Origin of the sequence: Atopomonas hussainii (genome assembly GCF_900109735.1) — a bacterium.
GTDB lineage: Bacteria > Pseudomonadota > Gammaproteobacteria > Pseudomonadales > Pseudomonadaceae > Atopomonas > Atopomonas hussainii.
The window spans coordinates 77,354-97,128 of sequence record NZ_FOAS01000012.1 but is presented as its reverse complement, the minus strand read 5'-3'; the positions used below and the strand labels follow the sequence as shown (position 1 = coordinate 97,128).

The 19,775-nt window shown below is 60.9% G+C and carries 15 protein-coding genes and 3 tRNA genes; 7 read left to right on the top strand and 11 right to left on the bottom strand.

The window, feature by feature from the left end; all coding sequences use genetic code 11:
- The first annotated feature begins 37 nt into the window (after positions 1-37).
- Positions 38-2,602 (top strand): ATP-dependent chaperone ClpB, encoded by a 2,565-nt coding sequence (clpB, locus tag BMX80_RS12845; RefSeq protein WP_071872920.1) that lies wholly within the window; start codon positions 38-40, stop codon positions 2,600-2,602.
- A gap of 52 nt (positions 2,603-2,654) precedes the next feature.
- On the opposite strand, the gene BMX80_RS12840 is transcribed toward clpB, so the two are convergent.
- The 3 genes from BMX80_RS12840 to BMX80_RS12830 are packed head-to-tail and all read right to left on the bottom strand — an operon-like array spanning position 2,655 to position 5,752.
- Complete coding sequence (locus tag BMX80_RS12840) at positions 2,655-2,984, bottom strand: DHCW motif cupin fold protein (RefSeq protein ID WP_074869159.1); 330 nt, start codon at positions 2,982-2,984, stop codon at positions 2,655-2,657.
- A 37-nt stretch (positions 2,985-3,021) separates the two neighbouring features.
- Positions 3,022-3,348 carry a PilZ domain-containing protein gene (locus tag BMX80_RS12835; RefSeq protein WP_071872922.1) on the bottom strand — a complete coding sequence of 109 codons (327 nt, stop codon included), beginning with the start codon at positions 3,346-3,348 and terminating at the stop codon, positions 3,022-3,024.
- 25 nt (positions 3,349-3,373) lie between these two features.
- A complete protein-coding gene (locus BMX80_RS12830; protein ID WP_074869156.1) occupies positions 3,374-5,752 on the bottom strand; it encodes a DUF1631 domain-containing protein in 2,379 nt (792 codons plus the stop codon).
- Between the two features lie 196 nt (positions 5,753-5,948).
- Between BMX80_RS12830 and BMX80_RS12825 the strand changes: the two genes are divergently transcribed.
- From BMX80_RS12825 to BMX80_RS12815, 3 genes are all read left to right on the top strand, one after another.
- Positions 5,949-6,024, top strand: a tRNA-Asn gene (locus tag BMX80_RS12825).
- A 7-nt stretch (positions 6,025-6,031) separates the two neighbouring features.
- Positions 6,032-6,108: transfer RNA gene (locus BMX80_RS12820), tRNA-Pro, on the top strand.
- A 5-nt stretch (positions 6,109-6,113) separates the two neighbouring features.
- Positions 6,114-6,189: transfer RNA gene (locus BMX80_RS12815), tRNA-Lys, on the top strand.
- Positions 6,190-6,341: 152 nt separating this feature from the next.
- On the opposite strand, the gene BMX80_RS12810 is transcribed toward BMX80_RS12815, so the two are convergent.
- The 3 genes from BMX80_RS12810 to BMX80_RS12800 all read right to left on the bottom strand — a co-directional run bounded on the left by BMX80_RS12810 (position 6,342) and on the right by BMX80_RS12800 (position 12,119).
- Positions 6,342-9,179, bottom strand: a complete 2,838-nt coding sequence (locus tag BMX80_RS12810; protein WP_074869154.1) for an FAD-binding and (Fe-S)-binding domain-containing protein — start codon at positions 9,177-9,179, stop codon at positions 6,342-6,344.
- A gap of 19 nt (positions 9,180-9,198) precedes the next feature.
- Positions 9,199-10,344, bottom strand: coding sequence for an FMN-dependent L-lactate dehydrogenase LldD (gene lldD, locus BMX80_RS12805; RefSeq protein ID WP_074869152.1), 1,146 nt, complete (start codon positions 10,342-10,344; stop codon positions 9,199-9,201).
- An 80-nt stretch (positions 10,345-10,424) separates the two neighbouring features.
- The gene (locus tag BMX80_RS12800; RefSeq protein WP_074869149.1) at positions 10,425-12,119 is read right to left on the bottom strand and encodes an L-lactate permease; all 1,695 of its coding nucleotides are present in this window, start codon (positions 12,117-12,119) and stop codon (positions 10,425-10,427) included.
- A gap of 382 nt (positions 12,120-12,501) precedes the next feature.
- Between BMX80_RS12800 and BMX80_RS12795 the strand changes: the two genes are divergently transcribed.
- The 3 genes from BMX80_RS12795 to BMX80_RS12785 all read left to right on the top strand — a co-directional run bounded on the left by BMX80_RS12795 (position 12,502) and on the right by BMX80_RS12785 (position 15,080).
- Positions 12,502-13,263 (top strand): FCD domain-containing protein, encoded by a 762-nt coding sequence (locus tag BMX80_RS12795; protein ID WP_074869264.1) that lies wholly within the window; start codon positions 12,502-12,504, stop codon positions 13,261-13,263.
- Between the two features lie 25 nt (positions 13,264-13,288).
- The gene (locus BMX80_RS12790; protein WP_074869146.1) at positions 13,289-14,158 is read left to right on the top strand and encodes a hypothetical protein; all 870 of its coding nucleotides are present in this window, start codon (positions 13,289-13,291) and stop codon (positions 14,156-14,158) included.
- A 136-nt stretch (positions 14,159-14,294) separates the two neighbouring features.
- Complete coding sequence (locus tag BMX80_RS12785) at positions 14,295-15,080, top strand: enhanced serine sensitivity protein SseB C-terminal domain-containing protein (protein WP_074869143.1); 786 nt, start codon at positions 14,295-14,297, stop codon at positions 15,078-15,080.
- Here BMX80_RS12785 and BMX80_RS12780 read toward each other — a convergent pair.
- Genes BMX80_RS12780 through BMX80_RS12760 form a run of 5 tightly spaced genes read right to left on the bottom strand, consistent with a single transcriptional unit; the run spans position 15,060 to position 19,620 of the window.
- Complete coding sequence (locus tag BMX80_RS12780) at positions 15,060-16,076, bottom strand: ABC transporter ATP-binding protein (protein ID WP_074869140.1); 1,017 nt, start codon at positions 16,074-16,076, stop codon at positions 15,060-15,062. The two genes, BMX80_RS12785 and BMX80_RS12780, sit on opposite strands and share 21 nt — an antisense overlap.
- Positions 16,073-16,858 (bottom strand): ABC transporter permease, encoded by a 786-nt coding sequence (locus BMX80_RS12775; RefSeq protein ID WP_074869137.1) that lies wholly within the window; start codon positions 16,856-16,858, stop codon positions 16,073-16,075. The genes BMX80_RS12780 and BMX80_RS12775 overlap by 4 nt, the downstream gene beginning before the upstream one ends.
- Complete coding sequence (locus BMX80_RS12770; protein WP_083394324.1) at positions 16,845-17,729, bottom strand: ABC transporter permease; 885 nt, start codon at positions 17,727-17,729, stop codon at positions 16,845-16,847. The genes BMX80_RS12775 and BMX80_RS12770 overlap by 14 nt, the downstream gene beginning before the upstream one ends.
- Complete coding sequence (locus tag BMX80_RS12765; protein WP_074869133.1) at positions 17,723-18,559, bottom strand: alkaline phosphatase family protein; 837 nt, start codon at positions 18,557-18,559, stop codon at positions 17,723-17,725. Before BMX80_RS12765 ends, BMX80_RS12770 begins: the two co-directional genes overlap by 7 nt.
- 8 nt (positions 18,560-18,567) lie before the next feature.
- A complete protein-coding gene (locus BMX80_RS12760; protein ID WP_074869129.1) occupies positions 18,568-19,620 on the bottom strand; it encodes an extracellular solute-binding protein in 1,053 nt (350 codons plus the stop codon).
- Positions 19,621-19,775 lie beyond the last annotated feature (155 nt).

The window sequence follows — 19,775 nt, the reverse complement described above, 5'->3', positions numbered from 1 at the left end:
GTGATCGCCCCGTGCTGGCCATGACCGAGGACTGTGTATGCGTATTGACCGTTTAACCAGCAAATTACAGCTGGCCCTTTCCGATGCTCAATCGCTGGCCGTAGGCCGCGACCACCCGGCGATTGAACCCCTGCACCTGCTGCTGGCCATGCTCGAACAGCAAGGCGGCTCGATTAAACCGCTGCTGGCGCAAGTCGGCTTCGATGTGCGCCAACTGAGCACGCAGTTGGACAAAGCGCTGAGTGATCTGCCGAAAATCTCTAACCCCACCGGCGATGTCACCCTGTCGCAAGACATGGCGCGGTTGCTCAACTTGGCCGACAAACTGGCGCAGCAGAAGGGCGATCAGTTTATTTCCAGCGAACTGGTGCTGCTCGCCGCGCTGGATGACAGCACCCGTTTGGGCAAGCTGTTGCTGGCGCAAGGCGTGTCGAAAAAAGCCTTGGAGAACGCCATCAACAACCTGCGCGGTGGCGAAGCGGTGAACGACCCCAACGCCGAAGAAGCCCGCCAAGCGCTGGATAAATACACCATCGACCTGACCAAGCGCGCCGAAGACGGCAAGCTTGATCCGGTGATTGGCCGCGACGATGAAATCCGCCGCACTATTCAGGTATTGCAGCGCCGCACCAAGAACAACCCGGTGCTGATCGGCGAGCCGGGCGTGGGTAAAACCGCGATTGTCGAAGGCTTAGCGCAGCGCATCATTAATGGCGAAGTGCCTGATGGTTTGAAGGACAAGCGCTTGCTGTCGCTGGACATGGGCTCGCTGATTGCCGGCGCTAAGTTCCGTGGCGAATTTGAAGAACGCCTCAAAGCCGTGCTCAACGAGCTGAGCAAGCAAGAAGGGCGCATCATCCTGTTTATCGACGAGCTGCATACTATGGTCGGCGCCGGTAAAGCCGATGGCGCCATGGATGCCGGCAACATGCTCAAACCCGCACTGGCGCGTGGCGAGCTGCACTGCGTGGGTGCTACCACGCTGGATGAGTACCGCCAGTACATCGAAAAAGACGCTGCGCTGGAGCGCCGCTTCCAGAAGGTGCTGGTCGATGAACCCAGCGAAGAAGACACCATCGCCATCCTGCGCGGCCTGAAAGAGCGCTACGAAGTGCACCACAAGGTGACCATCACTGATGGTGCGATCATCGCTGCCGCCAAGCTGAGTCATCGTTACATCACCGATCGTCAGCTGCCGGACAAGGCCATCGACCTGATCGACGAAGCGGCCAGCCGCATTCGTATGGAGATCGATTCCAAGCCTGAAGCGCTGGATCGCCTCGACCGTCGCTTGATTCAGCTGAAAGTTGAGCGCCAAGCACTGAAGAAAGAAGAAGACGAAGCCGCGCGCAAACGCTTGGCCAAGTTGGAAGACGACATCGCCAAGTTGCAGCACGAATACGCCGACTTGGAAGAGGTGTGGAAGTCGGAAAAAGCCGAGGTACAAGGCTCGGCGCAGTTGCAACAAAAGCTCGAACAAGCCAAACAAGACTTGGAGTTGGCCCGCCGTAAGGGCGACCTGAATCGCATGGCCGAGCTGCAATACGGGGTTATCCCGGACTTGGAGCGCAGCCTGCAAATGGTCGACGCGCACGGTAAAAGCGAAAACCAACTGCTGCGCAGCAAGGTCACCGATGAAGAAATCGCCGAAGTAGTGTCCAAGTGGACCGGCATTCCGGTGGCGAAAATGCTTGAGGGCGAGCGCGACAAACTGCTGCGCATGGAAGATGCCCTGCATAACCGGGTGATCGGTCAGCACGAAGCCGTGGTGGCGGTGGCCAACGCCGTACGCCGTTCGCGTGCGGGGCTGGCCGACCCGAATCGCCCCAGCGGCTCATTCCTCTTCTTAGGCCCCACCGGCGTGGGTAAAACCGAGCTGTGTAAGGCGCTGGCCGAGTTTCTCTTCGATACCGAAGAAGCGCTGGTGCGCATCGACATGTCCGAGTTTATGGAGAAGCACTCCGTGGCTCGCTTAATCGGCGCGCCGCCCGGCTATGTGGGTTATGAAGAAGGCGGCTATCTGACCGAAGCCGTGCGCCGTAAGCCGTACTCGGTGATCCTCTTGGATGAGGTGGAGAAGGCCCACCCCGATGTGTTCAACGTGCTGCTGCAAGTGCTCGAAGACGGCCGCCTGACCGACAGCCAAGGCCGTACCGTGGACTTTAAAAACGCCGTGGTGGTGATGACCTCCAACCTAGGCTCGGCGCAAATCCAAGAGCTGGCCGGCGACGCCGAAGCGCAGCGCGCCGCGGTGATGGATGCGGTGGGCATGCACTTCCGCCCCGAGTTCATCAACCGGATCGACGAAGTGGTGGTGTTCGAGCCGCTGGCCCGCGAACAAATCGCCGGTATCGCCAATATCCAACTGGCCCGCCTGCGCAGCCGCTTGGCCGAGCGCGAGCTGAGCTTAGAACTCAGCCAAGAAGCGCTGGATAAACTGGTCGCCGTCGGCTTCGACCCGGTGTACGGCGCGCGCCCGCTAAAACGCGCCATTCAACGCTGGATCGAAAACCCGCTGGCGCAAGCCATCCTCTCCGGGCGCTTTGCCCCAGGCAGCCAGATCAAAGCTGCACTGGAGGGGGAAGAGGTGGTGTTTAACTAAGACGTTTGCTGGCTTTGGCGTGGTTAGGGCAGCGCAAGCTGCCCTCATTGTTTTAATCCACCACAAACAAGCTGGCACCCACTTCGGTGCTAGAGCGGTGCGCTTCGGCGTTATCGCCGACCTGATAGCTCATGCCGGGCTTGAGCACAAAACAGCGCCCGTCTTCCAGTTCGGTGGTCAGCTCGCCGGCTAGGCAGAACAGGATGTGCCCTTTGCGGCACCAGTGGTCGGCCAAGTAACCGGCGGAGTAGTCCACGCGGCGCACGCGAATGGGGCCAAAGTGCTGGGTGCGCCACGTGGCGCTGCCGCGCTCACCCGCATGCAGGGTGCTAGGGAGTTGCTCCCAGTCGGTGATGCCGAAGGGCAGGTTGTTGATATCCATATCGTGCGCGACCTAAAGGTGGAAGCAAACGCTGAGCTTAAGCTAAGCCGGCAATAATCCACGCCTGCACTTTGGCGTTACCTTCATCGCTGATGTCGATGATGTGAAAGCCGGCCCAGCAGTGTTGTTGATCGCCGCCGCTGCGACTCCATAGGCATTCCGCGCCCAGTGGCACTTCGGCGCCATCTTGGCTGATCAGTACGCACTGCCAGATGGATTCGGCGTCAATGTGCATTTCGCTGAAGATCATCAGACCTTCTTCGGAAAGATCCACCACCCGCCCCATGCGTTTGCCGGTGATGCTGTCGATCAACTCGAGCGGTTGCTGTGGGGCGACTCGGGGTTGGTAGCGGCGTTCGTCCATTGCGTTTCTCGGTCCTGTTATCGGCTCAGTTCGCCGTGGCTGCTTGGCGGCCGGTAATCCGCTGCAGCACTTTGTAGATGGTGGTGAGGGCGCGGTCGACCAGCGGTTTGCGCTCGGGCTCAATGATGCACGCTTGTTGGCTCTCCAGCGCTTGAGCGAGTTCTTCGCGGCTCATCACTAGGGTGCGGTGGCCGCTTTGGTCAACAAACATGTATTTGCGGGTGGTGGGGCTAAACCACGACAGCTTGAGCCGTTGCAGGCGCTGCTGGTGCTTGATGTCGAACCAAGTGCCGAACTCCAGATCATCCAGCTCTTTAAGGCGCGCTTTGGCCGCCGCGCTCAGTTCGCTGCTGGGCTTGGCCGGGGTGGTTGCCGGGGCATCTTCGCCGAGCATGCTGCCCAGTTGCGAGGGGGGCAGGTCGTGTTTGATCTTGTCGGCAATCTGCGGGGCTTTGGCTTGCACGGCGTGAAAGCAGGTCGACAGATCGGCCAGCAAGCGGCGGATGCCGTCTTCTTGATAGCCGCCGACTTGCTCCAAGCCTTCGCGCACCTGATCGAGCAGTTGCGCTTGGGTCGATTTGAACTGGGCGAGGGCGACGGCTTCCAGCGGGCTAGAGCCGAGAATGAGCTGCTCGGCGACCTTTAGCGCGTTTTGCCACGCGGGGCTGGCGACCCCTTGGCGCAGCTGGCTAAAGACCAACACATCGACCCAAGTGAGTTCGAGGAAATTGCGAATCAGCAGCGGCGGATTCTTGCCCTCTAAACGCTGGTGGATTTGGCTTTCGGCGTCTTGCCGCGCTTGTAAGAGTTTTTCCCGGCCGCGTGCCGCTTCTACCGCACGGCGCTCGACCAGTTCGGCTTGGCGGTTTTGCACGGTTAAGAAGTCGTCCAGCTCTTCGCTGAGCTTCTCCAGCATGGCCAGCTCGCCTTTAAATTCGTGGATGACTTTTTCCACCATCCACTGAATTTTTGCCTGCAAGGGCTGGTTGTCGTTGCTGTCGCCGTACAGCACGCCGGCTTGGGCCAAATTATTCAGCAGGCGCCGCGCGGGGTGGTCGTGGTTGCTGAACACGGCTTTGTCTTGCAAGGCGATTTTCAAATACGGCGTGTGCAGGTGCGAGAGCAGGGTTTTGAAGTGGTCGGGCAGGTTGTCATCATCGAGGATGTAGTCAAACAGCATGCCGACTAAGTCGATGACATCCGCTTCGGCATCGCCAACTTTCACTTTGCCGGGTTTTTCGCTGTGCTGTTGCAGGTCTTCGTGCAGTGATTGCTTCACCGGCGCCACTTTCTGCGCGGTGTGAATATTCTGTGGCAGTTCGCGGGCGCTGCTTTCTTGCAGTCGGTCGAGCGCGGAGAACAGCTCGCCAATGCTGAAGCTTTCTTGCGCATCGCTCGGGCTGTAGGCGCTGATGCTGCGGGTTTCACCATATATCGGCGCTTGCGGTGCTTGGTTGCGCTGGGTTTGGATCAGGCTGGTGAGGTTCGACAGCATTTGCAGGCTTTCAGCGGCGGCTTGTGCGGCGGCGTGCAGTGCGGCGCCATCGCCTTGGCTAAGCCCGCCAGCGCTGTGCGCGCTACTGGCTTGTGCAGCGCCTGCGCCTTGGTTGGGCGCGTTGTTAGGTGCGCTGGCATGGGCTGACGACGGCTGTTCGTCGTCGTTGGGCGCCTCATTGCTGGCTGGGGCGGCTGACTTGCTAGGTGCACTGGGGGCGCGGCGCGCGCTGTATTTGAGGTTGGGCAGAATGCCGGCGTCGATGAGGCGCTGATTCAGGGTTTTGTACAGTTCGTCCAAGCAGCTCATCACGTGCTGATCGAACAGCACATACAGCATTTGTTTAATGCGCGGGTGAAAGCTGTGCGCGCGCAGCGCATCGCTAAAGGCTTGGGCAATTTTGCGCGCGGCAAACGGGTTGGCTTCGTCGCTGGGTTTGCGGCCGTTGTTGATCACGGCCAAGCGTTGTTCCAAGGTGAATAGCTCTTGCACGCAGCGGTTATTAACGTGCTGCGCCATGGTGGTCACTTGCAGGGCTTCTTCGTATTCCTCGTTTTGCACCAGCGACAGCTCGTCGGCCTCCATGCCTTGCAGGTCGCGTGGCGGCGGCACTTTGCCGGCTAAAAAGTCAGCAAAGTTTTCTGCAATTAAACGCAAGAACTGGCGTTCGATTTCGCCGCGGCGACTGCGAATCTCGCGCATGCTGTCGAAAAACAGGGTCTGCACTTGGTTGGTTTCGGCTTGGTCGGCGGCTTCAAACAAGGTTTGGTCGACGTGGCCAAACGATTCGCTGATGCGTTCGGAGAGCGTGCTAACCAGCATTTGCCGAGAGCCGGCCAGCAACTGGCGGAATTGCTCGTTGGCAATCGCGGGGCTGCTGTTATCGCTGGTAGTGCTGCGGGTGGTCATGCGTTTTCCCTCGACCATGCCTGGTCGTCTTGCATTCGATGCTTTAAGTCTTTGATATAGCAAGCGGCAACGATGTGTGCCAATGGCTTTTTTTATCGATTATAGGGGGTTGACAGGGCGGTGTCGCTCCGTAAAATGGCGCGCCTCGACAGCACGCAGGCAAACGCCGGTTCTGGCGAGATTTGAGAAGTGTTGTTCCGCGATAGCTCAGTCGGTAGAGCAAATGACTGTTAATCATTGGGTCCCTGGTTCGAGTCCAGGTCGCGGAGCCATCTCAACCGGGGTATAGCGCAGTCTGGTAGCGCGCCTGCTTTGGGAGCAGGATGTCGGGAGTTCGAATCCCCCTACCCCGACCATTTTTGGGTCGTTAGCTCAGTCGGTAGAGCAGTTGGCTTTTAACCAATTGGTCGTAGGTTCGAATCCTACACGACCCACCATCTAGAAAAGGCCAGTCCACACGGACTGGCCTTTTTCTTTGCGCGTCTGCTTTGCGCAGCCGTCGCGCCGACAAAAAAAGCCCCGCGCTGGGCGGGGTAGATCATGTCGAACACACCTTCAACAATTCAGTAGTGAGACTGCGGTGCTGGCGCTACGCGCTGACCTCAAGTTGGCTTGGCTCTTCAGTTCGCGGAGATGTCACGCGATCTACTAAATAGACTAGCCCGTGATAATCGATGCCGCCGTGCTGGCTTAGACCAATTTCGCATGTGCGGCTGGTGGATATGCCCTCGCCACATTCCTGCACGGCGCCACGCAGACGTTGCAGCGCGTGTTGGTTTAGCTCGGGGGTGGTGAAGCCCTTATCGCCGGCAAAACCGCAGCAATGAATGCCTTCTGGAATGACCACCTTAGTGGCGCAAAGTTTCGCCAGCGCAATCAAGTGTTCGGCCTCGCCCAAGTGCTGGGTGCTGCAGGTGACATGTACGGCGACTGGCGTGCTTTGTGGGCTAAAGGTAAGGCGCGGGGCCAAATGCTGGCGGATAAAACGCACCGGCTCATAAATGTCTAAGCGGCTGTCGGGGCTTTCTTTGATTAAGCGCAGGGTGCACGGGCTGGTGTCGCAGTAGATGGGGTCCAGCCCGCCGCGACTGGCTTTTAACAGCGCATCACGCAGCTCCGTCAGTTTGCGCGCGCCTTCCTCGGCATAGCCTTTAGAGGCAAACGGCTGGCCGCAGCAGAGGTTATCCAGCCCTTCGGGGATTACCACCGCATAGCCGCCTTTATTAAGCAGCGCGACGGTTTTATCGAACAAGCTGGTTTGCTCTGTGTCAGCGGCTGCTGGCCCCATGGCGCGGGATACGCAGGCTGGCAGATAGACCACGCGTGGCTTGTCCATTTGGCGGATTGCTGGCGCCGCAGCAAGGCGCACCGGCTGCGGCATGGCGGCATGCCAACGCGGTAAGCGTTCGCCGCTGATTTTGCTGGCGCCGTTCGATAGCGCTGCTAAACGCGGTGCGCCGAGCACCCGACGCGCACCATCGGCAGCGGCCAGTACCAGACGGCTGGCCTTTAGGCTGGCGGCAAAGTGTTCGCCCAGCCAGCGGGCAATGCGTGGCGAGCGAGTTTGTTCGGCGCGCAGTTCACGCACTAAATCGCCGGTGTTAATGCCCACGGGGCAGCGTTGCGCGCACAGGCCGGTGGCGGCGCAGCTGTCAATGCCTTGGTATTGATAGGCCTTTTCCAGCGCTTGAGTGTCTTGGCCGGCGCGGCGTTTGGCTTGAATGTCGCGCCACAGCACGATGCGCTGACGCGGGGTAAGCGTTAGCCCGCGTGACGGGCACACCGGCTCGCAGAAGCCGCATTCGATGCACTTGTCGATCAGCGCGTTGGCGGCGGGCATGGGCTTTAGGTTTTGCACATGCAGCTCGGGATTGTCGGAAAGAATCACCCCGGGGTTAAGAATGTTCTGCGGGTCGAGCAGGCGCTTTAATTGCCACATCAACTGATAGGCATCGTGGCCCCATTCCAGCTCAACAAACGGCGCCATGTTGCGGCCAGTGCCGTGCTCGGCTTTTAGTGCGCCGCCAAATTCCACGGCCACCAGTTGCGCCACGTCATCCATAAAGGCGCGGTAGCGGGCGATTTGCTCGGACGTTTCGAAGGCTTGGGTGAACACAAAGTGCAGATTACCTTCCAGCGCGTGGCCGAAGATCAGCGCCTCGTTATAGCCGTGCTTGTCGAACAAGGCCTGCAGACGCAGCACGCCGGCAGCCAGTTGCTCGATGGGGAAGGTCACGTCCTCGATGATCACCGTGCTGCCGGTGTCGCGCACCGCGCCCACGGCAGGGAACAGCCCCTTGCGGATCGCCCACAGCTTGCCGAACTCGGCAGGGTCGCGGGTGAAGGGCACTTCGGCGAGCAGGGTGTAGCCCTTTAATACCGCTTCGATCTGCGCCAGCTGCTGGCTTAGCGTGGCGTCATCGGCGGCGCGGCTTTCTATTAATAAGGCGCAGGCGGCATCGGGCAGGGTTTTCACAAACTCGGGCAGGCCCGGTTTGTTCTCTACCGAGCGCAGGCCGCGACGATCGATCAGCTCCACAGCCGCGACGGGGCTGGTTTTAAGTGTGGTGACGGCTTGGCAGCACTGCTCGGCATCGGCAAACACCACCAAGGTCGAGGCCTTGTGCGCGTGCTCTTCCACGGTGCGGTAGGTGATGGCGCTGATAAAGCCTAGCGTGCCCTCGCTGCCGATCATCAGGTGTAGGAGGATGTCCAGCGGGTCGGTGAAATCCACCAAGGCATTCAGCGACAGGCCTGTGGTGTTTTTCAGCCGGTACTTGTGGCGGATTTTCTCTGCCAGCACAGGGTTGTTGCGCGTCTGCTCGGCCAAACGAGCCAACTCATCCAGCAGTGCCGCATGCGACTGCCGAAAGCGCGCCACGCTGGCGGCATCTTCGCTGTCCAGCATGCTGCCGTCGGCCAGCAGCAGACGCATGCCGGCTAAGGTGTGGTAGCTGTTTTGCGCGGTGCCGCAGCACATGCCGCTGGCGTTATTGGCCGCGATGCCGCCGATTTTGCAGGCGTTGATCGACGCCGGGTCAGGGCCAATTTTGCGCCCGAACGGTGCCAACGCAGCATTGGCGGTGGCGCCGATCACCCCCGGTTGCAGGCGGATGTGTGCGCCGTTATCGCGAATCTCGCGGCCTTGCCAATGCTCACCCAGCACGATGAGCACCGAGTCGGTAATCGCTTGGCCGGAAAGACTGGTGCCCGCGGCGCGGAAGGTCACCGGCACGCTGTGTTGGTGCGCGTGGCGCAGGGTTTCTTGCACTTCCCACTCGCTTTCGACGCGCAGCACTAATTGCGGAATCAGCCGGTAGAAGCTGGCGTCGGTGCCGAAGGCGAGGGTCGAGAGCGGGTCGCTAAAGCGCCGGTTGTCGGGGATTAGTTCGGCGATGGCGTCGAGAAAAGCAGTGGGTAGGCTCATCAGGGGGCACGCTCTGTTATTAGGGGTGGCTCGGGCGCACCAGTAAATCGGCGGTGATGTCGCTGATCGATTTGGCGCCAGTGAGCACCATGGCCACGCGCATTTCTTTTTCGATCAGGCTCAGCAGGTTGCGTACCCCAGTTTCGCCATCGGCGGCCAGCGCATAAACAAATGCGCGGCCGAGCATGCAGCAGTCGGCGCCGAGGGCGAGCATGCGCACCACGTCCAGCCCGGTACGAATGCCGGAGTCGACGAGAATCTTCAGCTCGCCTTTGACCGCCTTAGCAATCGCTGGCAGGGCGCGGGCGCTGGATAACACGCCGTCGAGCTGTCGGCCGCCGTGGTTGGACACCACAATGCCGTCGGCGCCGAAACTCACCGCATCGCGGGCGTCTTGCGGGTCGAGAATGCCCTTGATGACCATAGGGCCGTCCCAGAACTCGCGAATCCACTCCAAGTCTTGCCACGAGATCGACGGGTCGAAGTTATCGCCCAGCCAGCCAATGTAATCGGCCAGCCCCGTAGGGTAGCCACGGTAGGCGGAGATATTGCCCAGATCGTGCGGCTTGCCGAGCACGCCGACATCCAGCGCCCACTGCGGATGAGTCATGGCTTGCAGCACACGGCGCAGCGGCGCGTAAGGGCCGCTCATGCCAGAGTGCGCGTCGCGGTAGCGTGCGCCGGGCACCGGCATATCCACGGTAAACACTAAAGTAGTGACGCCGGCGGCTTTGGCGCGCTCCAGCGCATTGCGCATAAAGCCACGGTCTTTCAGCACATAGAGCTGAAACCACATGGGCCGGTTGATCGCCGGGGCGACTTCTTCAATCGGGCACACCGACACGGTAGACAGGGTAAACGGCACGCCCGCGGCATCGGCGGCGCGCGCGGCTTGTACTTCGCCACGGCGGGCGTACATGCCGGTTAAGCCGACCGGCGACAGCGCCACCGGCAGCTTGAGTTGTTCGTTAAACAGCGTGGTGGACAAGTCCAACTCGGCCATGTTGTTCAGCACGCGCTGGCGCAGGGCGATATCGGCGAGGTCCGCCACGTTGCGCTTTAAGGTGTGCTCGGCGTAGGCACCACCGTCGATGTAGTGAAATAAGAACGGCGGCAGCTTGCGCTTGGCGGCGGCGCGGTAGTCGGTGGCGGCAGAAATAATCATGGCAAAGTCCTCAATCAATCAGCCGACCTGCGCCCAAGCAGCGCAGGTCGGTTATGGCATAAGGCGTTAAGCCTTGCGCGTTAATGGCCAACCAGCGGGTCGCTGATGCCCAGGCCATACACGGCAAACAGAGCAATCGCGCCGGTCGCCAGCACGTAATACAAGGTAGGCCAAACGGTTTTGCGCAGCGTGCTGCCTTCGCGGCCCAGCAGGCCCACGGTGGCAGATGCGGCGACAACGTTATGGATAGCCACCATGTTGCCGGCGGCGGCGCCAATGGCTTGCACGGCGACGATCAACGCGCCAGAAAGACCTAAGTTTTGTGCCACGCCGTATTGGAACTGGCTAAGCATCATGTTGCTCACGGTGTTGGAGCCGGCCAAGAAAGCGCCCAGTGCACCCACGCTCGGCGCCAGCAATGGGTAAATACCGCCCACGCTGTCGGCGACAAACTGTGCCATGGCAATCGGCATGCTCGGTAGATCGGCACCGTTAACGCCTGAGTTGATCATGATGCGCACCATAGGCACGGTAAACAGCAGCACAAAGCCGGCACCCACTAGCACCTTGCCGGATTCGCCCACCGCTTTGCTCAGCTGGTTAAGGCGCATGCCATGCAAGAAGAAGGTGATCAGCACCACGGCCACTAAGATGCCGCCGGGCAAGTACAGCGGCTGAATGCCGGCGCTGATGCCGGTTTCGCCCAAGATGTCGGTGAAGTTCACCGCCACGCCTTTCAGTAGCGCGCTGACCTCGGGGAACACGCGGCTGATCACCAGAATGACCGCCACCAGCACATACGGCACCCACGCGCGCAGGGCGCTCATCGGCGCTTGGCTCAGCTCGTCGAGTTTCATCTCGATGCTGCCCAGCCACTCGCTCGGCCAGTCTTTGCTGTCGGCAAAGTCCCAGCTCTGCTTGGGCACCAAAAAGCCTACTTTGGCGGCCAAGGTAACAATCGCCAAACCAATCAAACCGCCAGCCAGCGAGGGGAACTCCGGCCCTAAGAACACCCCGGTGGCCATGTACGGCAGGGTGAAGGCCAAGCCCGCAAATAAGGCGAAGGGGATCGCGGCGATTCCGGCTTTCCAGCTTTTTTCCTTACCGAAGAAGCGCGTCAGCATCAGCACCATAAGGATCGGCATGATGCTGCCGACCAGCGCATGAATGATCGCCACTTGGCTGGTGATCAGCTGCAAAAACGCCGCCCAGCTAGAGCCTTGCTCAACCAGTTGCGCGCCTAGGGTGGCGGTGTCGAGGCCGGTGTTAACGCCAATCACGATCGGCGTGCCCACCGCACCAAAGGATACCGGCGTGCTTTGCACCATCATGCCCAGCATCACCGCCGCGATGGCGGGGAAGCCCAGCGCTACCAGCAGTGGTGCAGCAATCGCGGCGGGGGTGCCAAAGCCTGAGGCGCCTTCAATAAAGCAACCAAACAGCCACGCGATGATGATCGCCTGAATACGGCGGTCTGGGCTGATATTGGCAAAAGCGCTGCGAATGGTGCTGATCGCCCCGGAGTGTTTCAGGGTGTTGAGCAGCAAGATGGCGCCGAAGATGATCCACAGCACGCCAAGAGTAATCACTAAGCCTTGCAGGCTAGAGGCGATGATGCGGGTGGCGCTCATGTCCCACGCCAGCGCCGCAATAGCCGCGGTGACGACGAACACGGCGGGCATGGCGTGCTTGGCGGGCCAACGCAGACCAATCAGCAAGATGCCGGCAAGCAGAATGGGGGTAAAGGCCAGTAGGGCGGCCATGGCAGGGCTCATGCGCGATCCTCCGCGTGGTGGGTAACGCTGAGGGCACAGGTGCAGGCGCACAACACGGCGGCCAGCAACAAAGCGGTTAAGTTCATGACGGCTCCCATTACGGATCGGTTGTCGCGCTTATGTTTAAGACATAAGACACGCAATCGACCCTTCGTTGTTTAGATTTGTTTTTTGGTAAATTGGTAATACCAATTCCCTTTGGGCCCGATCAGCTTATGGGGGCGAGAAAAATGTGTCAATTGATGACTATTGGACTTAAGTCGCAGGATTGGTCTGACCATTGGCCTTGAGTTGCTACGGGGCTCTGGGTACGCTCGCCGAGCAAACCCGCTTGCCACAGCGCTGGCGCGGGGCTTTTTATTGGTTTTTTAAGGACACCTGCATGGCCTCGCTGCAACCGCGCCGTTTGTCGGACGATATCGTTCAGCAACTGGAAACCCTGATCGCCGAAGGCACTTTTAAGGCTGGCGAACGCCTGCCCGCTGAGCGCGTGTTGGCCGAGCAATTTGGCGTGTCGCGCCCCAGCCTGCGCGAGGCGCTGCAAAAACTGGTGGCGCGCGGTTTATTGGTCAGCCGCCAAGGCGGCGGCAACTATGTCAGCCAAGAGTTGGGCCGCGGCGTCACTGATCCGCTGCTGGCTTTGCTGGAAAGCCAACCCTCGGCGCACCGCGACTTGCTTGAGTTTCGTGCCGTGCTGGAAGGCGCCTGTGCCTACCAAGCGGCGCGCCGCGCTAGCGCACAAGATCACCAGCGTTTACAAGCGGCGCACCAAGCGTTGGAAGCCAGCTACGAAAACAACTCGCGCCAGCAAGAAGGCGGCGCGGATGCGCACTTTCATCTGGCGATTGCCGAGGCCAGCCACAACCTGATCTACCTGCACACCATGAAAGGTCTGTTCGACCTGCTAAAGCGCAATGTGGTGACCAACATCGGCGGCTTGTACCAGCGCGACCCCGCCACGCGCGAGCAGCTGCGCGCGCAGCATGCGGCGATCATTGCGGCGATTCTTGCCGGTGAGGCCGACGCGGCCAAAGCCGCCGCTGAGCAGCACATTCGCTTTGTCGAGGAAGTGCTCGGCGAAGCTCGCGCACAACACGACCGCGAAGCCCGCGCGGCGCGGCGCGGCACGTTCAGCAAATCCTGAGTGCCATTCGTTTTACGGAGGGGTTATGGCCGCTGAAGAACAGCGTGGGCTGTCTTACCAAACGCTTAACCTCATCGCTGGGCTGCTGGCGATGTTGGGCTTTTTGGCCCTCTGGCCTGTGTCACCGATTGCGCTACTGCCAGAACCCATCGCCGAGGCGATTCATGCGGGGCGCTGGGTGTTGCTGATCGGCGGCGTGTTCGCGCAGGTGTGGTTGCTCAGTGTGCGTGTGCGGCACAACCGCCGTTCATGGTTACAAGCGCAGGCGGACGCCGCTGCCGCGCCGGGAGCCGTCCGCGATGCGGCGGCGCAATCGGGGGTTAAAGGCCTCAAGGTTGACTGGTCGCCGCTCAACAGCGGTGGTGCCAACTTTCAGACCCAGCAACTGTCAGCGTGCGCGGAGCAGGGTTGGGTTGTCGCGCCTACTTGGCGCTTTGTGCTGCTGTGCAGCTTATTCGGTGCCATTGGCGGCCCGTTGGGTTTGGGGATTGCCTTTGCCGAGCTGGATAAGGGCGCCAAGGCGTTGATTCCGCTGCTGATGGGGCTGATGTTTATCGGCATTAGCTGGGCGCTGGTGCGCTTCGCGGCGCCACGCAAGTGTTTTGACCGGCGCGTGGGCTGGTATTGGCAAGGCCGTGAAGGGCTGACGGATCAGCAACGGCATGCCTTACAGGAACGCGGCAAAGCAGCGCCGCTGCATGAAATTCGCGCCGTGCAGGTGCTGGCAGAACTAGTGACGGATAGCGAAGCCCCCTCGTATAACAGCTACGAACTCAACCTTGTGCTGCAAAGTGGCCAACGTCTGAATGTGATGGATCACGGCAAGCGGGATGTCTTAGTGGCCGATGCCGAACGGTTAGCGCGCTGGTTCGATGTGCCGCTGCTGATGCGCTAAGCCGAGCTAAGCCGAGCCACGCAGCACTTCACACAATTGACACGTCATGGCTGCTTGGCGGTGTTCTGGGGCATGGCACACAGCAATGCCGTTTAGCCACTGGCATGCTCCGCGCTGATTTTTTCCGGAGCTGCCTATGTCTGCCGAGCCTGAGAACGCCCTCGAACAGGCGCTGCGTTTAGCCGCGCAAGCGCCCGCCGAGCGCCCGGCGTTTATCCGCGCCTTGCTGGAAAGCGAGGTGTTGGTGATCGGCCATGGCGAGCAGCACTTAGGCGGTCAGGTGGCGGCGGGCGATAAGCTGCGTCTGCAGCATTGGCAAAAGCCCGATGGCACGGCGGTGCTGCCGTTTTTTACCTCGGTAGAAGTGCTCGCCCAGTCGATTGAGCGCGAGGAGCAATACCTCAGCTTTAACGCCCGTGCCCTGTTCGAGATGACCCGTGGTGCCACCTTAGTGCTCAATCCGCGTTCGCCCTATGGCAAAGAGTTTGTCCCCCACGAGGTGGAGCAAATTCTCGCCCACGGCAGCAGCTGTAGCGTTCAGAAGCATGTGGTGCAGGAGCCAACCCAAGTCTTGCTCGGCCAGCCCAAAGACTACCCCGATGCCTTAGTCGCCGCGTTAACCGCCTTGCTGGCCAAGCACGCTAACGTGCAGCAGGCCTTTTTGGCCCTGATGCACGACGCGAGCCGCACACCGGCGCAAAGTTTACTGGTGGGGCTGGAGGTCAGCGGCGATGCGCAAAGCGTGCTGCAGGATGCCGGCAGCGTGGCCACCGACACCGCGCCGCAAGGCATGGCGGTGGATTTAGTGCTGGTCAGCCCTAACGAAAACAGCGGCATCAGCCAGCACTTTTATAGCGAGGTTGAACCCTTCTACCGCAAGCCAAAAAGCCTCTGGGCGCGCTTACGCGGCCAGTGGGCGTAGTGCGGCCAACGGCACGCTCAGCCACAGCTGTTGGCCCACGGCAAACACTTGCTGCGGGTGCTGGTTGAGGCGGTCGCAGGTCAGGCTTAACTCGCCGCAGCGCACTTGGTAGCGCAGCACATTGCCGAGCAATTGCAGGCGCTCGACTTGCACCGGCTGTGGCGCGCAGTGCCCGGTAAGGGTTTGCGGTTGCGTGCTCAGTAGCAGTGCCTCGGGACGAATCGCCAGTGCTTGAGTCTGCGCGTGGCCGCTCAGTTGCTGCGCTTCGCTGGCGCTGAGCACGTTGTAGTGGCCGATAAAACGCGCGGCAAATTCATTCACCGGCGCGCTATACACCTCGGCCGCGTTGCCTTGCTGCACGATGCGCCCGCACTCCATCAGCACGATGTGATCTGACAGGGTTAGGGCTTCTTCTTGGTCGTGGGTGACGAACAGTGTGGTCAGGCCATAAGCCTGCTGCAGCTGGCGGATTTGCTCGCGCAAATGCCGGCGAATGCGTGCATCCAGCGCTGACAGTGGCTCATCGAGCAGCAACAAACGCGGCTTGCACACCAAGGCGCGGGCCAAGGCCACGCGCTGACACTGGCCGCCGGACAGCTGGCGTGGCAGGCGGTTGGCCAGCTCACTCAACTCGACTTGCTCCAGCATGGCTTCAACCGCTTGGCGAATCTGCGCCTTGGGCTGCTTTTGCTGCACTAAGGCGAAGGCCACGTTGTCGAACACGCTGAGGTTGGGAAACAGCGCATAGCTCTGAAAAACCATGCCGATGCCGCGCTCGCGTGGCGCGCAGTGGCTGATATCGCGCCCAGCCAAGTGAATACGCCCGCCTTGTAGCGGCGTGAGCCCGGCGACTAAGCGCAGCAGGGTTGACTTACCGCAGCCACTGGGGCCGAGCAGGCTGACCAACTGGCCTTCACCAATGCTTAAGTTGAAGTCGTTAAACAGCGGCTGCTGGGCGTAGCCCTGCTCAATATGACTGAGGGTAAGAAAGCTCATCGGGCGCTCCGGCTGAGTCGGTTGGCCAGCCACGTGAGCAGCAAGATGGCCAAGAAATAACTGATCACCAGCGCGCTGGTGTAATGCCCGCTGTGGTTACGCATGTTGTTTAAGTACACCTGCAAGGTTTCGAAACGCGTGCCCACCAGCAGGTTGGCAAACACGAACTCGCCAAATAAAAACGAGAAGCTGATAAAGCAGCCGGCCAGCAAGCCGTTGCGCAGGCTCGGCAGCACCACGCGGCAAAACGCCACGGGCGTGCTGGCGCCGAGCAGGCGCGCGGCGTCGAGCAAATCCTGTAAGGGCAGGGCTTTGATGCTGGTGGCCAGCGCCTGATAGAGAAACGGCACAGCGAGGGTGAAGAAGCAGGCGATCAAGATCCACGGTGTGCCGACTATGGGTAGCGGGCCACCGGCATACAGCTGTAACAGCCCCACGGCACCCACCACCGGAGGCACGGCGAAGGGCAGCAGCATGAGCTGTTGCATGAGCCGGTCGAGCCACGGCCAGCGGGTGTGCGCCACCAATACCAGCGGCAACATAACGGCCACCGTGAGGGCCAGCGCCGCCAAACACACCAACAGCGAACGGGCGAAGGCGGCAAGAAAACGCGGCTCGCTCCACAGTGCTAAGTACCAGCGCAGGGTTAGTCCGTCGGGCAGCAGGGTGGCGCCCCAACTGCTCGAGAGTGAATACAACAAGGTGGCCAGCAACGGCATGGCCAGCAGGCCGACGAGGCTCCAGACGATCAGCCGGTAGCTGTGTTGTTCAGTCCAGCGCATTGGGCCTCCGGCGCAGTAGCCATTGGTTAACCGCTGCAGTCAGCGCCAGCATGCCGACCAGCAGCATGGCCAAGGCACTGGCCAGTTGCGGCTCCAGATAAATATCCCCGGCCACTAAGCTGGCGATGCGAATGGTCAGTAGGTTGAGGTTGCCGCTGGTCAGTGCATAGGCCGTGGCGTAAGCGCCCATGGCGTTGGCGAGCAGAATCAGAAAGGTGCCGGCCAGTGCCGGCCACAGCAGCGGCAAGCCAATCTGCCGCCAAAAGCCCCAGCGACTGGCGCCGAGCAGCGCGGCGGCTGCTTGCCAGTCATCACGCAGGGCATCGAAGGCGGGGTAGAGCAACAACACACCGAGGGGAATCTGAAAGTAGCTGTAAATCAGCAGCAGGCCTTGGGTGGAATACAGATTGAAGTCATCCGCCAAGCCAAACTTGCGCAGCAGCAAACTCAAGCTGCCGTTAAAGCCGAGCAGAATGATGAAGGCAAACGCCAGCGGCACACCGGAGAAGTTGCTGGTCATGCTGGCAAAGGCCAGCACCCATTCACGCAAGCGACTGCCGCTGCGGTACAGCGCGTAGCTGCCGATCGCTGCAATCACCAAACCGATCAGGCTGGAGAGCACCGACACCCACAGCGAGTTACCCAGCGCTTGGCGCATAAACGGCGAACTCAGCGCTTCGCGGTAGTGGCCCAACGACCACTGGCCATCCACCAGTAGGCTGTTCACCGCCACCCACGCCAGCGGGGCCAGTTGAAACAGGCCAAACAGCACTACGAAGGGCAACACCGCCAGCGCACAGGCCAATTGGCTGCGCTCTAGGCGCGGCAGGCGTAGCGCGCTGGCGGGCGCGCGGCTTAGCAAACTCAGCATGGCACGGCCTCGCTATTGGCCAGCGTCCGGCGCGGGCGGGGCTTGTTATGCGTAAGGCCCAGCAGGTCGGCGCACAGCCCGCACAGTTCGGTCTGGGCTACTTGCGGCGGGTGCTGGTGGTTAAACGCCTCGCCAATCAAGTACAGCGGCACATCGCGCTCTTCATCCAGCGTGCCGCCGTGGCTACCGTCGGCATTCATGCCGTGGTCGCTGGTGATCACCAGTTGATAACCGGCCTCGCGCCACAGTGGCACGAAGGCGGCCAGCAGGTTATCGGCGCGGCGCGCGGCGTTGCGATAGGCGGCGCTGTGTAGGCCGTGACGGTGCCCGGCGTCGTCGATATTCATCGGGTGCACCAGCAGCAGGTCGGGTTGGTACTGGCGGCGCAGTTGCTCGGCGTCGAGAAACAGGTGGTCATCGGGGTAGTCGTCGCGGTGGTAGAAGCTGGCGTATTGAATCGGCAGCTCCGGCGCGCAGGTGTTGCGGTCGCGCAGCGGGTCATAGGGCGCGCGGTTATACAGTTCGCTGATCCAATGATAGGCCGCCGCAGCGGTGCGCAGCCCGGCGGCTTGGGCCAGATGGAACAGGCTGGTTTGCTGGCTTAAGCGCACCACATTGTTATGGGTGATGCCGCTGTGCACCGGCGCAGTGCCGGTGAGAATGCATTCGTAAAGCGGGCGCGAGAGCGATGGCAGCTCGCAGCGCAGGCGCTGCACACTGGCTTGACCGGCCTCACACAGACCCTGCAAATAACCCAGAGTCTGTGTGGCGACCGACCATGCCAAACCATCGAGGATGATCACAATCACCCGGTGTTGAGCGGTTGGCATGGTGCGACTTATTGCAGGTGAATGACGACACGTTCTTGCCACTGACGCGGCAGTTGCTTGGCGCTGGCTTCCCAGGCTTTGCCGTCGGCAATCGGGCGGGCCTTGGCGTATTGCGCCGCGGGCAGCAGCTTGGCGGCGACATCGTCCGGCAGGCTGAGTTTTTCGGCGCGAATCGGTCGGGCATAGCCACGCGCTAAGTTGATCTGCCCGGCATCGCTAAAGATGTATTCGCGGGCCAGCTTGGCGGCGTTGGGGTTCTTGGCGTACTTGTTGATGATGGTGGTGTAGCCCGAGGTGACCGAGCCATCGCTGGGGATCACCACGGCGAAGCGCTCGCGGTCGATCTGATCGCGATAACCGAGGGCGTTGAAGTCCCAGAGAATGCCGACTTCCACTTCGCCTTTTTCCAGATTGGCCACCACCGGGTTATTCAGCGACAGGCGCTTTTGTTTGGCCAGCTCGGCAAATAGATCCAGCGCCGGGCTTAAGTCTTGTTCGTTGCCGCCAGTGGCAAACGCTGCAGCCAGCACGGCATTGTTGGCTTGTGAGGCTACGCCCACTTCGCCGACGCTGACCTTGTAGCTGCCGCTACGCAAGTCGGCCCAGGAAGTGGGCGCGTCTTTCACCAGTTGCTTGTTGACGATAAAGGCGATGGTGCCGGTGTAGGCCAGCGCCCAGTGACCGTCTTGGTCTTTTGCCCAAGCCGGGATGTCGTCCCAGGTGCTTGGCTTGTAGGGCTGGCTGACGCCTTGCTGCACGGCGATCGGGCCGAAGGCTTCGCCAACGTCACCGATATCGGCAGTGGCTTGTTCTTTCTCGGCGGCGAACTTGGCGATCTCTTGCGCCGAGCTCATGTCGGTGTCCATGTGCGCCAGGCCGTAGTGGGTTTTCAGGTCGCGCCAGGTGTCTTTCCAGTTCGCCCACGAGTCGGGCATGCCAACGCTGGCCAGTTGGCCTTCGGCGCGTGCGGCTTTTTCTAGCGCGGTGATGTTGGGGGTGTTAGCCAGCGCTTGGCCAGCGGCCAAGGTGAGGGCAAGCAGGGAGAGGGTAAAACGCTTCATGGATGGCTCCGTGTCTGGTCTAGGTCAGCACAACAGCCACCACGCTAGGACGGCGCCATGACGGCGCCATGGCAAGGCGATGACGCTTGTGTGACAACCCCGGTTTGTCATCCACCTGTCACGTGGCGCAGGCATAACCTGCCGCGCACAATCAC